Raw genomic sequence first — 18,884 nt, 5'->3', positions numbered from 1 at the left:
TCGATCGTTAGGTAGATATATATTTGTGGCATGATAGATCGTCGTATTTTATCTCTCTTCTGTGTCGTTGCCCTGCTGGCCGCCTGCGGCCCCGCGCCACAGGCTACGGTTACTACCGCACCGACCTCCCCACCACCTACCGCCACGCCTGCGCCCAGCCCGGCACCGGCCCCCCGGCTCATCGAGATGGACGCGCTGTCCGATTATATCCGATCGGACCAGGGCCCCAAGAACATTGTTTTGATGATCGGTGATGGTATGGGGGTCACCCAGATCAGCGCCGGGCTCTACAGCAATAACAACCGCCTGAATCTGGAGCGATTCGGCGTTGTCGGCTTACACAAAAGTTACAGCGGCGATAACCTGATCACCGACTCCGCCGCGGGCGCCACGGCATTTGCTTCCGGGGTAAAAACATACAATGGCGCCATCGGTGTCGATATCGATACGCTGCCGGTACCCACCATTCTCGAGATGGCCGAAGCGGCCGGGATGCCCACCGGCCTGGTTGCCACTTCCTCCATCGTACACGCTACACCAGCGTCTTTCTACGCCCACGCCCGCTACCGTAAGAATTACGAGGAGATTGCCGCCGACCTGCTCAACACCGATATCGACCTATTCATCGGGGGGGGCGTCAAATTTTTCGAACGGCGGGAAATGGATAGCCGGAACCTGAGTGATGAGCTCCGCGAGCTTGGCCGTGATGTTCAGTCCTTCGTCGATACCGATATTAAGGATCTGAACGTCGATCGCTCAAAAACGCTGGCCTACTATACCGCGGACGGAGAGCCGCTGCCGCGCAGCCAGGGCCGCAACTACCTCGTGAATGCCAGTGAGTTGGCCGTGGAGTACCTCAACGATCGGGATACCGAAGACAAGGGCTTTTTCCTAATGATCGAGGGGTCGCAGATCGACTGGGGTGGCCATTCGAACGACAGCGATTACATCATTTCGGAAATGATCGAATTCGATGAAGCTATAGGCGCCGTTCTCAACTTCGCCCAGCGGGATGGGGAGACGTTGGTCATCGTAACGGCCGACCACGAGACCGGTGGCTACGCCATCCAGAATGGATCCTCTTTAGGTAACATCGAGGGGGCTTTTACCTCCGATTACCATACCGCCGACCTCATTCCCGTCTTCGCCTACGGCCCTGGAGCCGAGCGTTTTTCCGGCATTTACGAGAACACCGCGATTTTTGACAAGATGGTCCAACTGTATGGCCTCAAAGCGGCCGGCAAACGGTAGCCGCTTCACGGATTGTAAAATCAGGGTAGTTTTCACTAAACTATAACGACCGGACCGTAACTCTTACCACCTCTGCCCGGTTATACTTGTAAAGTCCTAATAATAAGTAGGGTCAAAGGTGTATATTTCGGCGTTTTTTGAAGCCATACTCTGGTTTCTGTGTCGCCGGATGCCATTCGTGTAGCTCATCCAAGATTAATATTTATAAGTGCTCACGGGCACTTCAACAAAATTTACCAAGTGCAAGTACAATTTCAGAACACCGTAGAGGATATCCACGCATCGCTCAAGAACTGGAAGACTATCATTTCTCAGTATCAGAAGGCTAACACCTGGCGCGCGATCGGTCAGCTCTTCAGCAGTTTTGGCCCGTTTCTCGCGCTCTGGGTCGCGATGTACTTCAGCGTCAGCTATTCCATCTGGTTGACCCTGTTGCTGGGTATGGTCAATGCCTTTTTCCTCGTCCGTATTTTCATCATCCAGCACGACTGCGGGCACTACTCCTTTTTTCGCAAGCGAAAGGTCAATGACGTCATCGGCTTCGTCTGCTCTTTCTTTAGCTCGATCCCTTACACCTACTGGGCCCGGGTACACAGTTTCCACCATGGCCACACCGGCCAGCTGGAACACCGGGACATCGGTGACATCGATTTTCTTACCGTCGGCGAGTACCGGGAACTGAACGGCTGGGGACGATTCAAGTACCGTCTTTTCCGCAACCCGATCGTTCTTTTCATCCTGCTTCCGATGATCTACCTGGGTGTCGTACTTCGTATCCCCCGGGTCAAGTTCCCGGGCTGGTCTCCCATCCACCGCAAGCAGCACATCAATAACGTGCTCATCCTGGCCGCTTACATCGGTCTCGGCTTCCTGGTGGGTTGGAAAGCATTCCTGATCGTGCAGGGCAGCATCATCTTCTTCTTCGGCATCATTGCTTTCTGGTTCTTCTACGTCCAGCACCAGCACGACCAGACCTACATGCAGTGGTCCAAGAACTGGGATTACCTGACCGCCGCTATCAAGGGCGCGACTTTCTACAAGCTGCCCCGCATCATGCACTTCCTGACCGGTAACATCGGCTACCACCACATCCACCACCTGAGTAGCCGGATTCCGAACTACAACCTGCGTCGCTGCGCCAAGGAAAACCCCGTTCTCCAGCGCCACGTAACCAAAATTACTTTCCTACAGAGCCTGCCCCTTATGTTCAATAAGCTGTGGGATGAGGAAAAGCAGCGGATGATCTCCTTCCGGGAGTTTCACCGGGGCGAGCAGGGTAAAATGGCCGCTTAATTTCCGGCCAGGTTTCACTCGGCTACGTCCTGAAAGGGTAGCCGTCTTTTGTACGCGCACGAAGCGGGGGATAGCATGGCTATCCCCCGCTTCGCATTTGAGGGGAAAGCGGAATTACTCGGCCGTAGCGGATTGGGTGGAAACCCGCTCCGCGCGACGTGCCGGCAGAAGCGAGGCCAGCAGGCCGATGACCAATACCGTTAGCGTGACGACGAGAAAATCCACCGCACGTAAGGACATCGGATAAGCCTCCGCCAGCGTGCCTGGCAGGCCGACCACGCCGTAATGCGTTTGTATGAGGTAAATCAGGGTGGCCAGGGCAAATCCCGTCCCCAACCCGATCGTGCTGATGAGCAGCCCTACCCGGAGGAAAACGTTGCGGATGTCCGCGCCCACCATACCGAGACTCTGGAGGATCACGATGTCCTGCCGCTTCTCCAGCACGATCATCCATAGCGCTCCGACGAGGTTGAAGCTGATCAGGATCACCATCAGGGTCACGATGGCGTAGGCAACATACTTCTCCACCCGCATCAGTTTGAGGATGCTGTTTTCCTGCTCGAAACGGTTACGAACCACGTAATCATCCCCGAGCTTCTTCTGAATGGCCCGGAAAGTCCGCGGGGTGTCGAAGCCCGGCGCCAATTTGATCTCCAGTGCGGACACCGTCGGCTCCTCGACCCCCAGCATTTCCCGGGCGAGCGAGAGGTCGACCAGTACGGCCTGATTTTCGAACGCCTCCTGACTGCGGACGATCCCCGTGGGAATCACCTCCCGCACGCGGTAGGGCAAGCGGCCACTGGAAAGAATCGAGCTTCCGCCGCGGGTCCGGGGCCGGAGGACATAGATCGAGAGGGGGTTGATCCTGTTTTCGGGATCGATCAGAAGCTCCCGGGCCAGGTTTTGGCCGACAATGGATCCCAGGGGTTCCACCTGGGGGACCAACAAGTCGTACTCGCCATCCTTGATCATGGTATCGATGCCATTGATCCGGGCATAGTCACTATCCACGCCCTTTAGCGGACCGAAAGCCTGGTGACCCAGGTACTGAAAGCGGGCGGTCCCTTCCAGGGTGTGCGAAATAACCGCCACGCCCTCGACCGACCGCACATCCGCCAAAAACTCGTCGGTAGCGTCAAAGGTCTTACCGCGGGCGGCGGTAATCCGTACATCGGGGTTGAGGTTGTTGAACATCCCCACGAAGATGTCTTCGAAGCCGTTGAATACACTCAACGCGATGATCAACGATGCAGCCCCGATGGCCACGCCGAAGGCAGCCACGAAGGTGATGATGTTGATAGCATTGGTCGACTTGGGCGCAAAAAGATAACGCCAGGCCATCCGTGCGGATAGGTTCATTCCGCAAAGTTAGGCGCTGGAAGAGGAAGTTATGCCTGCTTCAAGCGCTCGAGTAGATCGTTTAGATTTTCCACGTCCGACTCCGAAAGGCGATCACTGATCATAGCGTCCAGCTGCTGACGATCGCGACTGATAACCGCCAGTAGCTTGCGGCCGTCATCGGCAATGCGCGCCCGGTTACTCCGTCGGTCCTGGTCGGAGGGAAACTTGTCGATGAGCTTTTTCTTTTCCAGGCGGTCAATGAGCCGACTGGCGTCGGACATCTTGTCGGCCAGCATCTCCCGTACCTCCTGTATGGAGAGCGACTCCGGGTGGCGCTCGTTCAGAATACGAAGGATGTTGTACTGTTTAGGTGTTATGTTGTGCGGCTGTAGGAATTTCCGCAGGCTATCATTGATCCAACTACAGGTGTGCAACAAATTAAAACGTAGTTCTCTGAACTGGTCGTCCGACACAAGCATCTGATTGGTTTTACTAAAAGCTTACTAGCCGGGTCTTAGGTTAGGGTGGCTAAGTCAGTCCGGCGGTGCAACAATGCGCGCAAGGTAAGCAAACATACAGTGATTCTCATATTTCAGCAAATCGAGCGGGAATAGTTGATACATGTCTGAACATGCGGTCAGCTCCTGAGAAAAGCTTTATACCTGCGCCCCGCCGCCCTTTAACGGCATATTAATAGTTGCCCAACGTCCGAAAGCCGATTTACTGCGTTAAGGGAGGTAGTTAATCATCCTTTATGAAGCGGTTCTCTTTTCTTTCCTTCCTATTGATCCTCACGGGTATGCTTCTCGGGCAGACTAATAAGCAGTACACCAAAGCTGCGGAGAGTGACCCGGAGGCAAAACAAATTCTCGAGACCATTCGGCAGAAATACGATGGCTACAGTACGATGGCCGCGGATTTTCGATTGGAGCTTGACTTTCCCGGCCAACCCGTAGAGGTGCAGAAGGGAAGCATCACCCGGAAGGGAGACCTGGTCCGTTTCCGCCTGGGCAGTCAGGAGGGCATCATCAATAACGATGCCGCCTACATCATCCTGCACGGCAGCAAGGAAGTGCAGATCAACGACCTGCCCGAGCCCGGCGAAACCACCGGCGTGCTCACCCCACAGAATTTATTCAACTTCTACGAGGGCGATGACTACGTACTGGCCATGCAGGGCGAAGAGACTTACAATGGACGTTCGCTTGACGTCATCGAGATGAAGCCTGTCGATCGTGACGAAAGCGAATTCACCAAGCTCCGTCTGCTGGTGGACACGCAGCGCAAGGAGATCGTTTCGGTCAAGGCCTTCAGCCGCGACGGCAGCAGCTACACCTTCCTGCTCGACGGTACCCGCGGCAACGCGCAGCTGGCCGAGAACAACTTCACCTTCAACCGGGCGGAATTCCCCGGTTACCACGTGGAGGATCTGCGGTTCTAGGGAGCCCCTTTGATTTATTGCGGCGGAGCGCAGGTAGAAAGCTAACAAGAATGCCGCTGTGCCGTTGGTAGGTCATGGAAAAGCCTACTTTGGTCATTGCCGGTGCCACCGGTTTCTTGGGCCGTTGGTTTATCGAGCGGTATCATCACGACTATCACATCATCGCGCTCAGCCGCAGCGCCATGCAATTCGATCCGTCGTATGGTAAAGCCGAGTGGCGACAGGTAGAGCTCTATTCCATCACCTCCACCGAGAGTGGGCTTCGCGGGGCGGACTACGCCCTTTACCTAGTCCATTCCATGGCCCCGTCCGCCCGCCTTTCCCAGGGCAGTTTCGAGGACACCGACCTCCTGCTGGCGGATAATTTCGCCATAGCCGCCAGAAATCAGGGGCTACAGCAGATCGTTTTTGTGGGCGGACTCCTTCCCGATGACGAACCCCCAGAAAATTACAGCCGGCACCTGGCCAGCCGCCGGGAGGTCGAACTTACCCTGGCGTCCACCGGCGTGCCCGTGACCAGCTTGCGGGCGGGCATCATCGTGGGGGCGGGGGGCTCTTCCTTCCGGATGATCGATAGGTTGGTTTCCCGCTTGCCCGTGCTGATTTGCCCGGCCTGGTGCCAGTCCGCTACCCATCCCATCGCCCTGGCCGATACCCTCCGGATCATCGACCACGTTCTTGGCAGGGCGGAGCTGTACGACCGGACGATCGATATCGGGGGTTCCGAAAAGACCACCTATATGGACATGCTGGCCACCGTAGCCGATTTGCGGGGCATGCGTAAGATCATCCGCCCGGTGCGCTTCTTCAGTCCGGGCCTTTCGATTTACTGGGTCAGCGTGTTTACGGAATCGCCCCGTGACCTGGTCGAACCGCTCGTTGAAAGTCTGCAGCACCGGATGGTCGCCACCGATAACGAGGTATTGCGAGCCTTCCCGGAGCGGATGAACTTTCGCGAGGCCGCCGAGCTGGCCATATTAGAAGAGGGGCGTCTGCCATCGCTTCCCAATCGCCTTCCCCCGCCCGACGAAGAGAAGAATACGGTGCGCAGCGTACAGCGTTTACCCAACCCCCACCACCACACGGCCACCTACGTGGCCCGGCTCTACCAACGGTGGTTACCGATCTTCTTCCGGGCCCTGATCGGGGTGCGAAGTCAGGGAGACGACTCGACCTTTCAGGTGGTCGGGATCCCGCTGCTCAAACTTCGGTTCATTCCCAGCCGCAGTGACGATCACCGCCAGTTGTTCTACATCGTGGGGGGCTTACTAGCCAAGCGGGTTAACAAGGGGTGGCTCGAGTTCCGAAGCGTGCTCAACGGCCGCTACATCATCTCGGCCATTCACGAGTTCGTGCCGGCGCTGCCCTGGTACATGTACATCTTTACCCAGGCACCCGCCCACAGCTGGGTGATGAAGCGATTCGGTCGCTATCTTTCGCGTATGGATTCCTGAAGCGGTAAACACCGGACGGTGGCGAACGCGTTAGAACCACCATGACGACTACCAAACTGAACAACGGATTAGAAATGCCCAGCCTGGGATTGGGCGTGTGGCAAAGCGAGAACGGGAAGGAAACCATCGACGCGATCCACTGGGCCCTGGAGGCCGGATACCGCCACGTCGATACCGCCCGCATTTACAACAACGAAGAGGCCGTAGGTAAGGCCCTGAAAACGGCGGGTACCGACCGCGATAAGGTCTGGCTGACCACCAAGATCTGGAACGACGACATCCGCCAGGCCCGGACGGCCGACGCCCTGGACGAAAGCCTGAAGCGCCTACAGGTCGATTACGTCGACTTGGTGCTGTTACACTGGCCGGTGGAGGGAAGCGTGAAGGCTTATAACGAACTGGAGCGGGCGCTGGAATCCGGCAAGGCGCGCAGTATCGGACTAAGCAACTTCATGGAGAAGGACATCCATCTGATTCTGGAGGGCGGTAGCGTGGTTCCCGTCGTCAATCAGATCGAATATCATCCGTATCTCGCCCAGGAGGACGCGATCACGGCGAGCGATGCGAACGATATTGCCATTACGGCCTGGAGCCCCCTGATGCAGGGTAATTTCCTGAAGGAGCCGCTGTTCGGAGAGATTGGCGAGCGCTACGGCAAGACGGCCGCCCAAACGGTGCTGCGCTGGTGCTTGCAGAACGACGTGATCGTGATTCCGAAGAGCACGAACCGGGGGCGGATCCGGGAGAATGGCGAGCTGTTCGACTTTGAGCTGTCGGAAGAGGATATCCAGGCCATCGATCAACTGGAACGCGGCAAGCGCTTCGGTAGCGATCCGCACGATTTCAATTTCTAACCTCGAACATCCGCGGGGATACGGGTTAGCATAGGGAGACTATAATGCTCACTATGCAGAAAATCCGTATGTCTACCTCCACCTTACCCCTCATCAAGTCCGCTTCGGTGGGTGGAGCGTTGTCTGCGGTAATCATCTTTTTGGGTACCTACATGCTGGGCGGAATCTCCGACGCCGAAGCGATCGACAACCTGCAGGAGATCCGACCGACGCTTCGGTTCACGGCCAGCGGGTCTATAACCGCCACTTCCACCATACTGGCGCTGATGCTGACCTTGCTATCCTTTAGTCAGCAGGCGGAACGCAAGCTGAAGGCCTACCACTACAATCGAATCTGGTGGATTGCCCGCTTCGCGGCGATCGTTTTCATAGCCGCGCTGATCCTCCTGATGACCCTCAACGTGCCGATCAACAACGCGGAGGAGTCGCTCGGGGGATTTTACAACGTGGTTTATTACGTGCTCCTGGTATACACGGCCGTCATAGGCGGTATGCTGATCACGATTATTTTGCTGTTGTACCAGGCCGCGCGGGACATCATCCTGATCGCCCACCCCGGCAAGATGGTCAGCAGCTTGTACGCCAATCCCGACGGCGACGAACCCGAGGAAATGACGAAACGCGACCGGGAGCGAATGGAGGAACCGAAAGGCGAGTCGTAAGCGGGGTGCATTGTCGCGAATTTTCGTTATTTGCCGATCGGAGCGGGGAGGAGCATGAAACCCTCGCCCCGCCGTTACGTTAGCAATGCAACCGGAACAGACCACTAAACTTTAATTCCCCACCCGTTCAATGGAAGCCCTTAAAAAGAAATTTGCCGATAAAGCCCTCCCGCTCTACCAGGAACTCCGTAGCATTGCGAAAACCAACGGCGATCTAAAGGCCGACGAGGTCAAACTCAGTCAGGTACTGGGCGGAGCGCGGGGAATCAAGATGATGCTCTGGGAAACCAGCCAGCTTGATCCCCAAAAGGGAATTCGGTTCAGGGGCTTTTCCATTCCGGAGATCAAAGAATCCCTACCCAGCGGACCACAGGGCGAACCCAAGCCGGAGGGACTGTTCTGGCTGATGCTAACCGGGGAAATCCCCACCGAGGAGGAGGTTGACGGGTTAACCAAGGAGTGGCACAAACGGGCCGATCTGCCCGCTCAGGTGTATACCACCCTCGACAGCCTTCCCGCCGATACCCACCCGATGACCCAGCTGACCATCGGGGTCATGGCCATGCAGTCCGACAGCATCTTCTCCCGGCGCTACGCGGAGGGCCTTCCAAAGAACGAATACTGGGATGCCGTCTACGAAGACAGCATGAACCTCATCGCCCGGCTACCCCGGGTAGCAGCCTACATCTACCGGCGCACCTTCAAGGATGCCCAGCACATCGAGCCCGACACCAGCCTGGATTACAGCGCCAATTTCGCGCACATGCTGGGCAGCGACGACGAGGACTTCCGCAGCCTCATGCGGCTTTACCTGACCATCCACGCCGACCACGAGGGCGGGAACGCTTCGGCACATACCGTTAATCTCGTCGGTTCCACGCTCAGTGATCCCTATCTGGCTTTCTCCGCCGGTATGAACGCACTGGCCGGACCCCTGCACGGGTTGGCCAATCAGGAGGTCATCAAGTGGATCTTCGAGATGATCGATAATCTCGGTACCAAGACCCCGAGCGAGGAGCAGATCAAGCAGTACGTGCAGCAGACGCTGGACGAGGGCAAGGTGATCCCCGGCTATGGCCACGCGGTGCTCCGCGAGCCCGACCCCCGCTTCGTGGCACAGCGCCGCTTCGCCGAACAGTACATCCAGGACAGCGACCTTATATCTACCGTATGGAAGATCTTTGACGTGGTGCCGCCGATCCTGCAGTCCCTCGGCAAAGTCAAGAATCCCTGGCCCAACGTCGACGCCCACTCGGGTGCGCTGCTGGTACACTATGGTTTCAGCGAATTTAGCTACTACACCGTACTTTTCGGCGTCAGCCGCGCCCTTGGCGTACTGGCCGCCGGTATCTGGAGCCGGGCACTCGGCATGCCGCTGGAACGCCCGAAATCGGTGACCAGCGAATGGGTCAGAAAACAAGTCCTGCAAACTACCAAATAAGCGCAACCGCAACATTAGCCCGATGAACGTACCCGATAACCTATTCTATACCGAGGAGCACGAATGGGTGCTCATAGAAGGCAACACGGCCACGGTGGGGATTACCGATTTTGCCCAGGACCAGCTCGACGAGTTGGTATACGTGGAAGTAGATACGGTGGGGGAGACCCTGGAGCGCAACGAAGTCTTCGGCACCGTAGAGGCCGTCAAGACGACCAGTGACCTCTTCATGCCGGTTGCCGGTAAGGTGACCGAATTCAACAGTGCCCTGGACGAAAGCGACGGGGACAACCCCACGCTGGTCAACGAAGACCCCTACGGCAAGGGATGGATCGTGAAAATCGAACTTACCGACCCCGACGATCGGGAAGGTCTGCTGGATGCCGCGGCCTACGGCGAATTAATTTCCTAAAAAATTGGCGGAGCACCCACCACGATTTGCATCATCCGCATCTGGTCTACGAACGCGGAAGGTAATCCGACTGATCACCCTGGTTTATGCCCTGGTACTGACCTACGTCAGTTTAGCCCCGGGGCAGCAAATTCCGGGAATTTTTGACTGGTCGGAGCTATTTTCCCCGGATAAGATTGCACATTTTGGTGCTTACGCCTTTTTTGCAGTATTATTGTCCTTCGCAATCGGCAAAGCTTCCCCCGGGAAGCGAACGGCAACGGCCGTTCTTGCTGCCGCCCTCTTCGGAGCCCTTATGGAGGTGCTTCAGGGTGTCTCCGGGCTCGGTCGAGAATTCGATCTCGTAGATATGGTAGCCAACCTGATCGGTGCGATACTGGGTGGAGCGTTTTACCTGCTTTACCGCCAAATTGTATATAAGTACCTCACTCCGGTGGGGTCATAGCCATAACTTTTTTAAACAATAGCCATGGGAGATTTATCTATTTCGGGTGCTACCCTGGCGATTACCTTCGGAGTCATTCTGCTGTTGATGGTCGGTCTGATCTATCTGATGCGGAACGTCTACAAGTCACGGACGGAGAAGGGGATTGCCGGAGAGTATACCGAAGACGCCGCCAACGACGGTTCTTACATCGAGAACCGGGCGAAGTACGAGCGGGTAGATGTCTTCGGGCTGAGTTCCACTTTCTTTAACTTCGGTTTGGCGCTCGCCGTCGGTATGTCGCTCCTGGCCTTCGCCTGGACGCAGTACGAAGCCGAGATCATCATTCCCGAAGGAGCCCTTGAGCTCGAGGAAGAGATCGAGATGGAACCACCCCGGACGGCCGAACCCCCTCCTCCGCCACCACCACCGCCACCCCCCGTCATCGAGGAGGTTCCCGAAGAGGAACTGATCGAGGAGGATCCACCCGAATTTGAGGATACTTCCATCGACGAAGAAACCGTGATGAACGAGCCACCGCCCGAAGTGAAGGAGGATAAGGCTCCGCCACCACCGCCACCGCCGCCACCACCACCCCCGAAGCCCAAGGTCGAGGAGATCTTTAAGGTGGTTGAGAACATGCCCATGTTCCCCGGTTGTGAAGACCTGGGTAGCTACGCCGAACAGAAGGCCTGTGCCGACAAGAAGATGCTCGAGTTCATCTACGGAAACATCAAGTACCCCGCCATCGCGCGGGAGAACGGTGTGGAAGGTATGGCCGTCGTCTCCTTCGTAGTCGAGCAGGACGGAACGGTAACCGACGCTACGGTTGTGCGTAACCCCGGTGCCAAAACCGGAGAAGAAGCCCTCCGCGTGGTCAACCTGATGAACGAGAAAGGCATCAAGTGGGTGCCCGGTCAGCAGGGTGGACGTGCCGTTCGCGTACAGTTTAACCTGCCGGTTAAGTTCCAGCTCGAGTAAGCTTAGTTACTTCCACCGAATATGAAAAAGCCCGGTTGCTCCGAAAGAGCAACCGGGCTTTTCTATTGGGGATGACTCATCCGGTAGTAGCGTGACCCGAGCGGAATAGCCAATCCTTCAGCTATTTCATTTGAGTGGTTTAGACCGCGAATCGGGACCGCGAGGGAAATTGTCGGGCGCGGGCTCTGACATACACCTGACCACAATCGATCTGCATCCATGAGATGGCATTTGTAATCCTCCCCATCTTGAAAGGCACTCCCGTGCTAACGCTGTCTTTAGTCCAAGACACCCACGACTTAATGCGAACGCGCCGCACCGAAAAACACCTACTCATGTGCCTCCTACTGCTATTTCTTACGCTGGTGACGGTACAAACGGGCTGGACTCAGCGTGACCTCAACCTGGACTTCGAACGGCCAGGCCTCGACGGTAAGCTCCCCGGGGGATGGTACTTCGTCGGCTCGAACTACACCGCCGAACTCTCCACCCGGGATCCGGCTTCGGGTGAACGGCATCTTACCCTCAAGTCAATCGGTGAGACAGATTCCTCCTTCGCCGTTATTTCGACCCAGCTACCTACGGCTTTAGTTGCGGGCAACAATATCCGATTGGAGGGGATGCTCCGGTTGGCACCGGACTCCGAATACGAGACCGCCGGATACTTCGTGCGGGTGGGCAACGAAAGCGGAGAGCCCATCACCTTTGTCCATACCTACGAACAGTTACCAGGCGAAGCCGGTAAATGGGCTAGTGTGTCACTAGAGCTTAGCGTACATGAGGAGGCGAAATCCGTTATGCTGGGCGGCGTATTCAACGGGCGGGGCGAACTGAGCTTTGATGCACTTCAACTCTTCATCAACGGTGAGCCTTACCGGGATCACCACGAGATCGATAAGGAGCTCGTCCGGTCACCGACGCTGCCCGACGATCCGCGTCTGGAGTGGCTACGACAGTACGTGCATCCATTACGGTCGACGGAAGCAACCTTCCCCTCCACGGAGGATCTCGCGGCCTTCGGGGCGGGGGTGGGTGACGGCGCCGTGGTTGGGCTGGGGGAGTCTACCCACGGCTCGCACGAGATTTTCACGCTAAAGGACCGGCTGTTTCGCTACCTCCACCAAAATCACGACTTCGGAACCTTTGTCCTGGAAGGACCCCTGGTTCCATCATTTGCCGTAAACGATTACCTGGAGAGCGGAGATGGTTCGGTGCCGGAGTTGCTACGGGAGATCGGCTTCTGGCCCTGGCAAACCGAAGAGGTAGTCGAGCTGATCGAGGGAATGCGCCAGATACCAGGTGACCGGCGCCCCCGCTTTACGGGGATGGACATGCAAAATTATACACAGGCCTTCCGGATCCTGGAAGGCAGGTTTGGCGATGATCCGCATTTGCTGGCAGACATGGTGGAGCTTCGGAGCAAACTGGACCTGATCCGCTTCAATCGGCGCGAGGCCTCCGCGTACGTCATTCCGGATCGGTACCTGGCGGTGATCGACCGGGTAATTCCCCGGCTTTACTCTTCCATCGCGGAAGCAAAGCTTTCACAGCGGGATACGGAGTGGCTGCGCCAAATGGTCCGCCTGATCGAGCAGTTCGTAGACGAAGACCAGAAATTTCGTGATTATTACATGGCGGAGAACGTCCGGTGGATTCTGACTGCGGAACATTATCGCAAGGCGGTAATCTGGGCCCATAACGAGCACGTCACCAAAGGGAGTGACCGGCTGGGCCGTTACCTGTCCGAGTCGCTTGGTTCCGACTACGTCGCGGTCGGCTTCTCCTTCTCCGACGGGCAGTATACCCACTCCCGCGCCGGCATGAAGGAGACGGTGGAAGCGGAAGTTCCGTATCCGGCTACGTATGCATACTGGTTCGATCGCCTCGATGAGCCCATGTTCTACCTGGATCTACGGGAGATGACGCATGATACTACGCCCTACGCCGAATGGTTCCGGCACGAACTGCAGTTTCGCAAGGTGGGTACCCTTAAGCCCTGGTCGGAATTTCGCGACGAGAACCTGACCGAGGCATACGACCTGATTTTCTTCGTGGGAAGCTCTTCTCCTTCAAAAGTGCTGCCGGTGGGGGTGTTGTATGGGTATGAGTAAGGGTCAGGTCTTAGGTGATCAAGCCTAAGATCAGTGACGGAGCAAAGTACCTGAGTCAGCTACCTACTCCTTTACAAAAACCATAAAGTGCTGCCATGGCAGGTTGTCCATATTCTCCCGCAGCCGTAAGCCGACGGATTCCATCTCCCGTACGGCTTGTCCCTCCGACATCTTATGCAGGCGTTTGATGGGGACCGAGGAATCTTCCATCCGGTATTCCAGCAGGACAAAGCGCCCACCCGGCTTTAGGGCGGTGACAATGTCCTGCATCATCTCCCGGGGATAGGAAATCTCGTGGTAGACATCGACCATCGTGACCAGGTCGAGGGTGTTGGCTTCCAGATTCGGGCTGGTTTCACTGCCCCTTACCAGCTCGACGTTATCGATGTTTTCCCGCTCGATCTTTTCCCGCATGATGTCGAGCATTTCCGGCTGGATGTCGACGGCGAAGACCTTCCCCCGGGGAGCTTTTTGGGCCATTCTAAAGGTATAGTAGCCAGAGCCGGCCCCGATGTCCGCAATGTGCTCGTCGGGTTGGATATCCATATTCTCAATGGCCTGACTGACGTTTTCTTCTAGTTCCCGCTCAGGCCGTTCCAACCAATCGGCGGCGAGGTGCCCCATCACGTGGCTGATCTCCCGGCCCAGGTAGTACTTGCCGGTCCCGTCTCGGGAGGGTGTTTCAAAGGTGTAGAGGGAGTTATCCTCGGTCGGCGCTTCATCCGGTTGGGCGGAGCAGCTATTGAAAACAGCCAGGTAGAGCAGCAGGGGGAGTAAACGGAGGAGCGACACGATCGGATGTTTCCTAGCTTAAGCAAGAATGGTTGTTCGGTTCCGCTCCTGTAGGTGTAGTGCGGCTTGTTGAAGCTGCCTTAAACGCCCAGGATGTCTTGCCTTACCGCTGGGGTCAGTGCTGTAAACGTCTCGCTTCCATTCAAGACCCATAGCCGGCAATATCTATCGGGACCAAGCGCGGGCGAGTAGAGATTCCCGCACAGCTAATGGCAGGCGGAGCGCAATGGATACTTAGCCGAGGGGTGGTCTTCTACGGGGATTTAGCGAAAAACTATTTCCGCTGGAAAAGGTCGTAACACACTTAATAAAAACTCTCAGCGAAGGCGGCAAAGCGGCGGTAGTGTATGACCTATTTTATTGAGCAACGACCTTCTTGGTGTAAGTAAAGTCGTCATTCGAAATTCGGATGTAATAGGTTCCGGCGGTAAAGTTCCAGTCCTCAATGGTTGCCAGCCCAAAGTTGGATGCACTGGTATATAGCTTACTGCCAATACTGTTGAACACTTCAACGGAGTATGTACCTGCACACTTGCAATCGATAGATACCTTATCCCGTAAGGGGTTGGGGTATATCGTGATTTTCGGTGAGCCGGAATCATGACCGTCTATCAGGCTGCTTACAACATCAGCTTTAGCCAATAGGAACAATCCGTTCGGATTGTAGTCCGGCTCCATACTGTACTGGCCAACTATGGCGACCTGATTATCCATCGTGTATAGTATGTCGTTCCCCTCTTCGTAAACTCCTGGCGCTGTCAAGGGTAAGTTCTCCGTTTTAAACAGCTCCATATTTTCATTGAAAATACTGTACCGCATCCTGAAGTCGAGGTTGTCATTGTAGACATTGTACAGTAGGGCTACTTTGCCATCCTCCCTCAGGTACCCATCGCTGAGTATGCTCAAGGTATCGCCGTGTTGAATGAGCGAATTAGTAATCAGCGTGCCATCGCCATTACGCTTCTCGAAGAACGTTAAATACTCCTCACGCTCATTCTCGGAAAAGCCCGCCAGTATAAGATCTCCGGATGCGTCTTTTTCTATAAATCTGATCCGACTGAACGCTCCATAATTTATGGTGGTTTCCCAGTTCAGCTCCTGATCCAAGGTAAACGAGAACAATTTCAAATCAGTACTGTCCTGGTGTACGGAAGCCGTGACCAGGATTTCTTCGTCCGAAAAATACCTGACGTCGTAAATTTCGAAACAGCCATAATCCAATAAGGTATTCAGTTCCACAAAACTGCTGCTGGTAAAATTATCCGCGAATTTTACGATCATGGGTACCGTGCAATCGTTCAGCGAAATATTTCTTACCGTCCTTGCGGTAGCAACGTAGCCAAAATCGGCCGAGTACTCAGCCCGTAGTCCTTCGTAGTCGGTGCTATCATTCGTAAAAATGGATGTAGAGTTCATTAAATTTCCGTTCTCATCCAGTTGGTCAAACGTTAGCTCAAGGTTCCGGTAATCAGGAACTCTGGTTGAAGCAACAACGATTTTGTTATTGGGAAAAGATGTGACGTCGTAGGTCGCCACTTGACCCTGGGTCTGTTCTTCGTACATCCACAGGATTTGCCCGGAAGCGTTGAGCTTGCTGACAATTACATTGTCCTCCACGGATTGATCTCCTGAGTATCCCCCCACATAAAAATGCTCCCCTACTTTCTCAACGGACCTTAGCGAACTCCATGCGTCACGTCCGTTTATCGTCACCCGGTCAATGGTGGATTGAGCAGATATCTTGTATGATAAGATCAATAAAACTAGTATATACTTATACATTTGAACGGGGTTTATGCTCGAAGCGGCAAGGTGTTTAGTGATTGATTACAAAGAGTGACAATAGTCATTACCGCGTAATTTTGTAGGTGCCTGTAAGGAACACGCGTGCATTGGCGCACGGCGGTGATCGCCGTGTTCACGGCCATGAAGCTTAGTCTTGTCTACGAACCTAATAAAATGCTTCATTTCCTGTAGGCTTCCCTAAATCCGCGATTGGGAAGGAGTAGAGGATTCGGGTTTCAAGTTCGTAGGTTTTGGGACTGAGGCATTCCATTGTTTTGTTGCGGACGGATAGGCTGATTTCTTCATGACAACTCGAATTTAGTGATTTATGAATTGTCCGGTTTTTGGGGAAGCCTACACCCCGTATTTGTGTCAAGCTATTCTTTGTTTCGTGGTCGTCATTAAAAAATGATGCCTGCGGAAACTTACACATACTGTACATTCTAATCCAAATAAAGCAATGAGACCGGCAGCTCCCTCCTCCAGCTACCGGCCTCTTAGAAATCTGATAAGGCCACTAAGCGGCGGCTTTCGACCCCACCATAACCTCATCAATAAACCCATATTCCAGCGCCACCTCGGCCGTCATCCAGTAGTCGCGGTCGGCATCCCGGCGAATTTCTTCCTCGCTGCGACGGGTATGTTGGGCCATGATGGCGTAGAGTTCCTGCTGGAGTTCCAGCACCAGCCGGTAGTTGATCTCCATATCCGATACCTTGCCCTGCATCCCCCCACTGGGCTGGTGGATCATGACGCGGGAGTGGGGGAGGGCCGTCCGCTTTCCGGCTTCACCGGCGCTGAGCAGCACCGCCGCCATGCTCGCCGCCATGCTCGTGCAGGTGGTGTTCACCGCGCAGGACACGTGCTGCATGGTATCGTAAATCCCCAGACCGGCCGTCACCGAGCCGCCGGGCGAATTGATGTAGAGCGTAATGTCGCGGCGCGGATCCGCGCTGGAGAGGAAGAGCAGCTGTGCCTGAATGACGTTGGCCACGTAGTCGTTGACCTCCGTCCCGAGAAAGATGATCCGGTCCATCATCAGGCGGCTGAAGACATCCAGCTGGGCCACGTTCAGTTGTCGCTCCTCGATGATGGTGGGGTTGATAGACGCCCGCAGGATACCGGCCGTGGATTGGGGGTCCAGACCGTGGTCTAGTGCGGCGTAGCGAAGGAATTCTTGCATAAAACATTGGTTTGGGGCATGGGGGTGGTAGGCCGCCCAGAGGCAGGTGAAAAACTGTTACTTATTCAGGGGTAGGTCAGTTGCTATGCCAGCGCCAGACGCGGCTTAGCCAAACCACGGGATAGAAGCGCTTCCGCGCCCGTCCCTGCTTCACCCACGCCGAAACCCGGACTAGCGGGATCGTCGGGGGCAGCACCGGCGGCAGTTCGCTTAGCAGTCGATCGGTATCTTTCATAGCAGGATGGATGCGTAGATCTGCAGGCGCTCACCGATGCTGAGCGGTTTGCCGTCCTCGTTGAAGGTTTCGCGTAGCTGCTTCCGGGCACGGCTGATGCGGACTTTCACCGCCCCCTCCGTAGCGTTCTGAATCTCCGCGACTTCCCGGAGGCTGAATCCGCTCACGGTGCTCAGCAGGAGCGCTTCCCGGCTCGCTTCCGGTAGCCGGTCGATGGCGCGCAGCAGATACTGGAGGTCCAGCGCCAGTTCCTGTCGGGCGGGCAGGCGCTCGCTCAGTATGCGGCCTCGTTCCTCCAGAAAGCAACGGTGTACCCGCGCCGAGCGCAGCGCGTTCCGCACCCGGTTGTTGACAATGCCGATCATATAGGGCAGCAGGCGACTCTTATCTTCCAACCTATCCCACTGCTCCAGCGCGCTCAGGATGGCGTCCTGGGCGATGTCCTCGGCACTATCCAGTCCGGTCGCGCGGCTGGCGCAGTAGCGGGCGAAGCGTTCGTGAAGCGGCTCGTACCAGAGCAAAAAGGCGGTCGCGTTATCTTGAGCTTGCATTGGAGCGGGTTTATACCGTAGTAACGCTGGCTCCGGAAAAGTTACACCCCTCCACAGAATCGACCACACCGCAAAGATCCATTTGGGCGACGGAGCGCAGGTAAAAAGCATGGCGGCTCGGATTTACCGGCACTCAAGCAAATGAATCTGGACCCCGAAGTGATGGAGTATTTTCCGAAACCCTTATCCGACCAGGAATCGGCCGGCTTACTCCACCGGCTCCGGCAGCACTACGATTTGTACGGCTACACCTACTTCGCCGTGGAATTGATCGAACCGGGGGAGTTCATCGGTTTCATCGGAATGGCCAGGCAGGATTACCCCGCCGTCTTCAATCCGTCGACCGACATCGGCTGGCGAGTGAAGAAGAGCGTCTGGGGAAAGGGGCTGGGCTCGGAGGGAGCACAAAAGTGCCTGGCGCTGGCCTTCTCCCAATGGCAACTCGAGCGGGTTGTCGCGGTCTGCGTCTTGCGAAATGCCGGATCGGAAAGGGTGATGCAAAAGATAGGCAGGGAGAAGCGTGGGGAATTCGATCATCCCCGCCTCGAAGATTACCCCGACATAGCGCGGTGTTGCTGGTACGAAATACGGAAAGAGGAATATCCTGATGCCGTTTCCAGCCGGCGGTGAAGGATGTACGGGGGAGGTGGCCCCACTAATCCCCTTTTAATAA

At 55.9% G+C, this 18,884-nt stretch carries 18 protein-coding genes and 1 pseudogene; 12 read left to right on the top strand and 7 right to left on the bottom strand.

Going from position 1 to position 18,884, the window contains the following annotated elements:
* The first annotated feature begins 30 nt into the window (after positions 1-30).
* Both DRW39_RS19050 and DRW39_RS19045 read left to right on the top strand, forming a co-directional pair.
* Complete coding sequence (locus DRW39_RS19050; protein WP_232830196.1) at positions 31-1,251, top strand: alkaline phosphatase; 1,221 nt, start codon at positions 31-33, stop codon at positions 1,249-1,251.
* Between the two features lie 240 nt (positions 1,252-1,491).
* The gene (locus tag DRW39_RS19045; protein ID WP_116108677.1) at positions 1,492-2,544 is read left to right on the top strand and encodes a fatty acid desaturase; all 1,053 of its coding nucleotides are present in this window, start codon (positions 1,492-1,494) and stop codon (positions 2,542-2,544) included.
* 114 nt (positions 2,545-2,658) lie between these two features.
* Here the strand turns inward: DRW39_RS19045 and DRW39_RS19040 are convergent, their stop codons facing one another.
* Entirely contained in the window at positions 2,659-3,903 is a 1,245-nt protein-coding gene (locus DRW39_RS19040; protein WP_116108676.1) for an ABC transporter permease, read from the bottom strand.
* 29 nt (positions 3,904-3,932) lie between these two features.
* Positions 3,933-4,322: a MarR family winged helix-turn-helix transcriptional regulator gene (locus DRW39_RS19035; RefSeq protein ID WP_198664944.1), complete on the bottom strand. Its 390-nt coding sequence runs from the start codon at positions 4,320-4,322 to the stop codon at positions 3,933-3,935.
* A 317-nt stretch (positions 4,323-4,639) separates the two neighbouring features.
* Between DRW39_RS19035 and DRW39_RS19030 the strand changes: the two genes are divergently transcribed.
* The 9 genes from DRW39_RS19030 to DRW39_RS18990 all read left to right on the top strand — a co-directional run bounded on the left by DRW39_RS19030 (position 4,640) and on the right by DRW39_RS18990 (position 13,665).
* Entirely contained in the window at positions 4,640-5,326 is a 687-nt protein-coding gene (locus DRW39_RS19030) for a LolA family protein (protein WP_116108674.1), read from the top strand.
* Between the two features lie 74 nt (positions 5,327-5,400).
* Positions 5,401-6,780, top strand: coding sequence for an NAD(P)H-binding protein (locus DRW39_RS19025; protein ID WP_116108673.1), 1,380 nt, complete (start codon positions 5,401-5,403; stop codon positions 6,778-6,780).
* A gap of 41 nt (positions 6,781-6,821) precedes the next feature.
* Positions 6,822-7,634 carry an aldo/keto reductase gene (locus tag DRW39_RS19020; RefSeq protein ID WP_116108672.1) on the top strand — a complete coding sequence of 271 codons (813 nt, stop codon included), beginning with the start codon at positions 6,822-6,824 and terminating at the stop codon, positions 7,632-7,634.
* Between the two features lie 53 nt (positions 7,635-7,687).
* Positions 7,688-8,296, top strand: coding sequence for a hypothetical protein (locus tag DRW39_RS19015; RefSeq protein WP_116108671.1), 609 nt, complete (start codon positions 7,688-7,690; stop codon positions 8,294-8,296).
* Positions 8,297-8,426: 130 nt separating this feature from the next.
* On the top strand, positions 8,427-9,737 hold the full coding sequence (locus DRW39_RS19010) for a citrate (Si)-synthase (protein WP_116108670.1): 1,311 nt from the start codon (positions 8,427-8,429) through the stop codon (positions 9,735-9,737).
* Positions 9,738-9,759: 22 nt separating this feature from the next.
* The gene (gene gcvH / locus DRW39_RS19005; RefSeq protein ID WP_116108669.1) at positions 9,760-10,149 is read left to right on the top strand and encodes a glycine cleavage system protein GcvH; all 390 of its coding nucleotides are present in this window, start codon (positions 9,760-9,762) and stop codon (positions 10,147-10,149) included.
* A 4-nt stretch (positions 10,150-10,153) separates the two neighbouring features.
* The gene (locus DRW39_RS22935; RefSeq protein WP_116108668.1) at positions 10,154-10,594 is read left to right on the top strand and encodes a VanZ family protein; all 441 of its coding nucleotides are present in this window, start codon (positions 10,154-10,156) and stop codon (positions 10,592-10,594) included.
* 24 nt (positions 10,595-10,618) lie between these two features.
* The gene (locus tag DRW39_RS18995; protein WP_116108667.1) at positions 10,619-11,554 is read left to right on the top strand and encodes an energy transducer TonB; all 936 of its coding nucleotides are present in this window, start codon (positions 10,619-10,621) and stop codon (positions 11,552-11,554) included.
* 335 nt (positions 11,555-11,889) lie between these two features.
* Entirely contained in the window at positions 11,890-13,665 is a 1,776-nt protein-coding gene (locus DRW39_RS18990; RefSeq protein WP_157976222.1) for an erythromycin esterase family protein, read from the top strand.
* A gap of 63 nt (positions 13,666-13,728) precedes the next feature.
* Here the strand turns inward: DRW39_RS18990 and DRW39_RS18985 are convergent, their stop codons facing one another.
* From DRW39_RS18985 to DRW39_RS18970, 5 genes are all read right to left on the bottom strand, one after another.
* A complete protein-coding gene (locus tag DRW39_RS18985; RefSeq protein ID WP_198664943.1) occupies positions 13,729-14,457 on the bottom strand; it encodes a class I SAM-dependent methyltransferase in 729 nt (242 codons plus the stop codon).
* A gap of 357 nt (positions 14,458-14,814) precedes the next feature.
* A complete protein-coding gene (locus DRW39_RS18980) occupies positions 14,815-16,239 on the bottom strand; it encodes a T9SS type A sorting domain-containing protein (protein ID WP_116108664.1) in 1,425 nt (474 codons plus the stop codon).
* A 520-nt stretch (positions 16,240-16,759) separates the two neighbouring features.
* The gene (locus DRW39_RS18975) at positions 16,760-17,425 is read right to left on the bottom strand and encodes an ATP-dependent Clp protease proteolytic subunit (RefSeq protein WP_116108663.1); all 666 of its coding nucleotides are present in this window, start codon (positions 17,423-17,425) and stop codon (positions 16,760-16,762) included.
* A gap of 76 nt (positions 17,426-17,501) precedes the next feature.
* Positions 17,502-17,660, bottom strand: a complete 159-nt coding sequence (locus tag DRW39_RS22345) for a hypothetical protein (protein WP_157976221.1) — start codon at positions 17,658-17,660, stop codon at positions 17,502-17,504.
* Entirely contained in the window at positions 17,657-18,211 is a 555-nt protein-coding gene (locus tag DRW39_RS18970) for an RNA polymerase sigma factor (RefSeq protein ID WP_116108662.1), read from the bottom strand. Before DRW39_RS18970 ends, DRW39_RS22345 begins: the two co-directional genes overlap by 4 nt.
* A 129-nt stretch (positions 18,212-18,340) precedes the next feature.
* On the opposite strand from DRW39_RS18970, the pseudogene DRW39_RS18965 reads away from it, so the two are divergent.
* Positions 18,341-18,841: pseudogene (locus DRW39_RS18965) on the top strand (GNAT family N-acetyltransferase); the annotation flags it as partial.
* Positions 18,842-18,884 lie beyond the last annotated feature (43 nt).

This window comes from Lewinella sp. IMCC34191 (assembly GCF_003390935.1).
Lineage (GTDB): Bacteria > Bacteroidota > Bacteroidia > Chitinophagales > Saprospiraceae > Neolewinella.
Note: the sequence above shows the minus strand (reverse complement) of the source record. Positions and strands in the feature narration are given on the sequence as shown.

Bases quoted from the DNA above. Each gene is read 5' to 3' on its own strand.
- DRW39_RS19050 (WP_232830196.1), top strand. From the start codon at position 31: ATGATAGATCGTCGTATTTTATCTCTCTTCTGTGTCGTTGCCCTGCTG.
- DRW39_RS19040 (WP_116108676.1), bottom strand. From the start codon at position 3,903: ATGAACCTATCCGCACGGATGGCCTGGCGTTATCTTTTTGCGCCCAAG.
- DRW39_RS19030 (WP_116108674.1), top strand. From the start codon at position 4,640: ATGAAGCGGTTCTCTTTTCTTTCCTTCCTATTGATCCTCACGGGTATG.
- DRW39_RS19025 (WP_116108673.1), top strand. From the start codon at position 5,401: ATGGAAAAGCCTACTTTGGTCATTGCCGGTGCCACCGGTTTCTTGGGC.
- DRW39_RS19020 (WP_116108672.1), top strand. From the start codon at position 6,822: ATGACGACTACCAAACTGAACAACGGATTAGAAATGCCCAGCCTGGGA.
- DRW39_RS19015 (WP_116108671.1), top strand. From the start codon at position 7,688: ATGCAGAAAATCCGTATGTCTACCTCCACCTTACCCCTCATCAAGTCC.
- DRW39_RS19010 (WP_116108670.1), top strand. From the start codon at position 8,427: ATGGAAGCCCTTAAAAAGAAATTTGCCGATAAAGCCCTCCCGCTCTAC.
- gcvH (WP_116108669.1), top strand. From the start codon at position 9,760: ATGAACGTACCCGATAACCTATTCTATACCGAGGAGCACGAATGGGTG.
- DRW39_RS18995 (WP_116108667.1), top strand. From the start codon at position 10,619: ATGGGAGATTTATCTATTTCGGGTGCTACCCTGGCGATTACCTTCGGA.
- DRW39_RS18990 (WP_157976222.1), top strand. From the start codon at position 11,890: ATGTGCCTCCTACTGCTATTTCTTACGCTGGTGACGGTACAAACGGGC.
- DRW39_RS18980 (WP_116108664.1), bottom strand. From the start codon at position 16,239: ATGTATAAGTATATACTAGTTTTATTGATCTTATCATACAAGATATCT.
- DRW39_RS18975 (WP_116108663.1), bottom strand. From the start codon at position 17,425: ATGCAAGAATTCCTTCGCTACGCCGCACTAGACCACGGTCTGGACCCC.
- DRW39_RS22345 (WP_157976221.1), bottom strand. From the start codon at position 17,660: ATGAAAGATACCGATCGACTGCTAAGCGAACTGCCGCCGGTGCTGCCC.
- DRW39_RS18970 (WP_116108662.1), bottom strand. From the start codon at position 18,211: ATGCAAGCTCAAGATAACGCGACCGCCTTTTTGCTCTGGTACGAGCCG.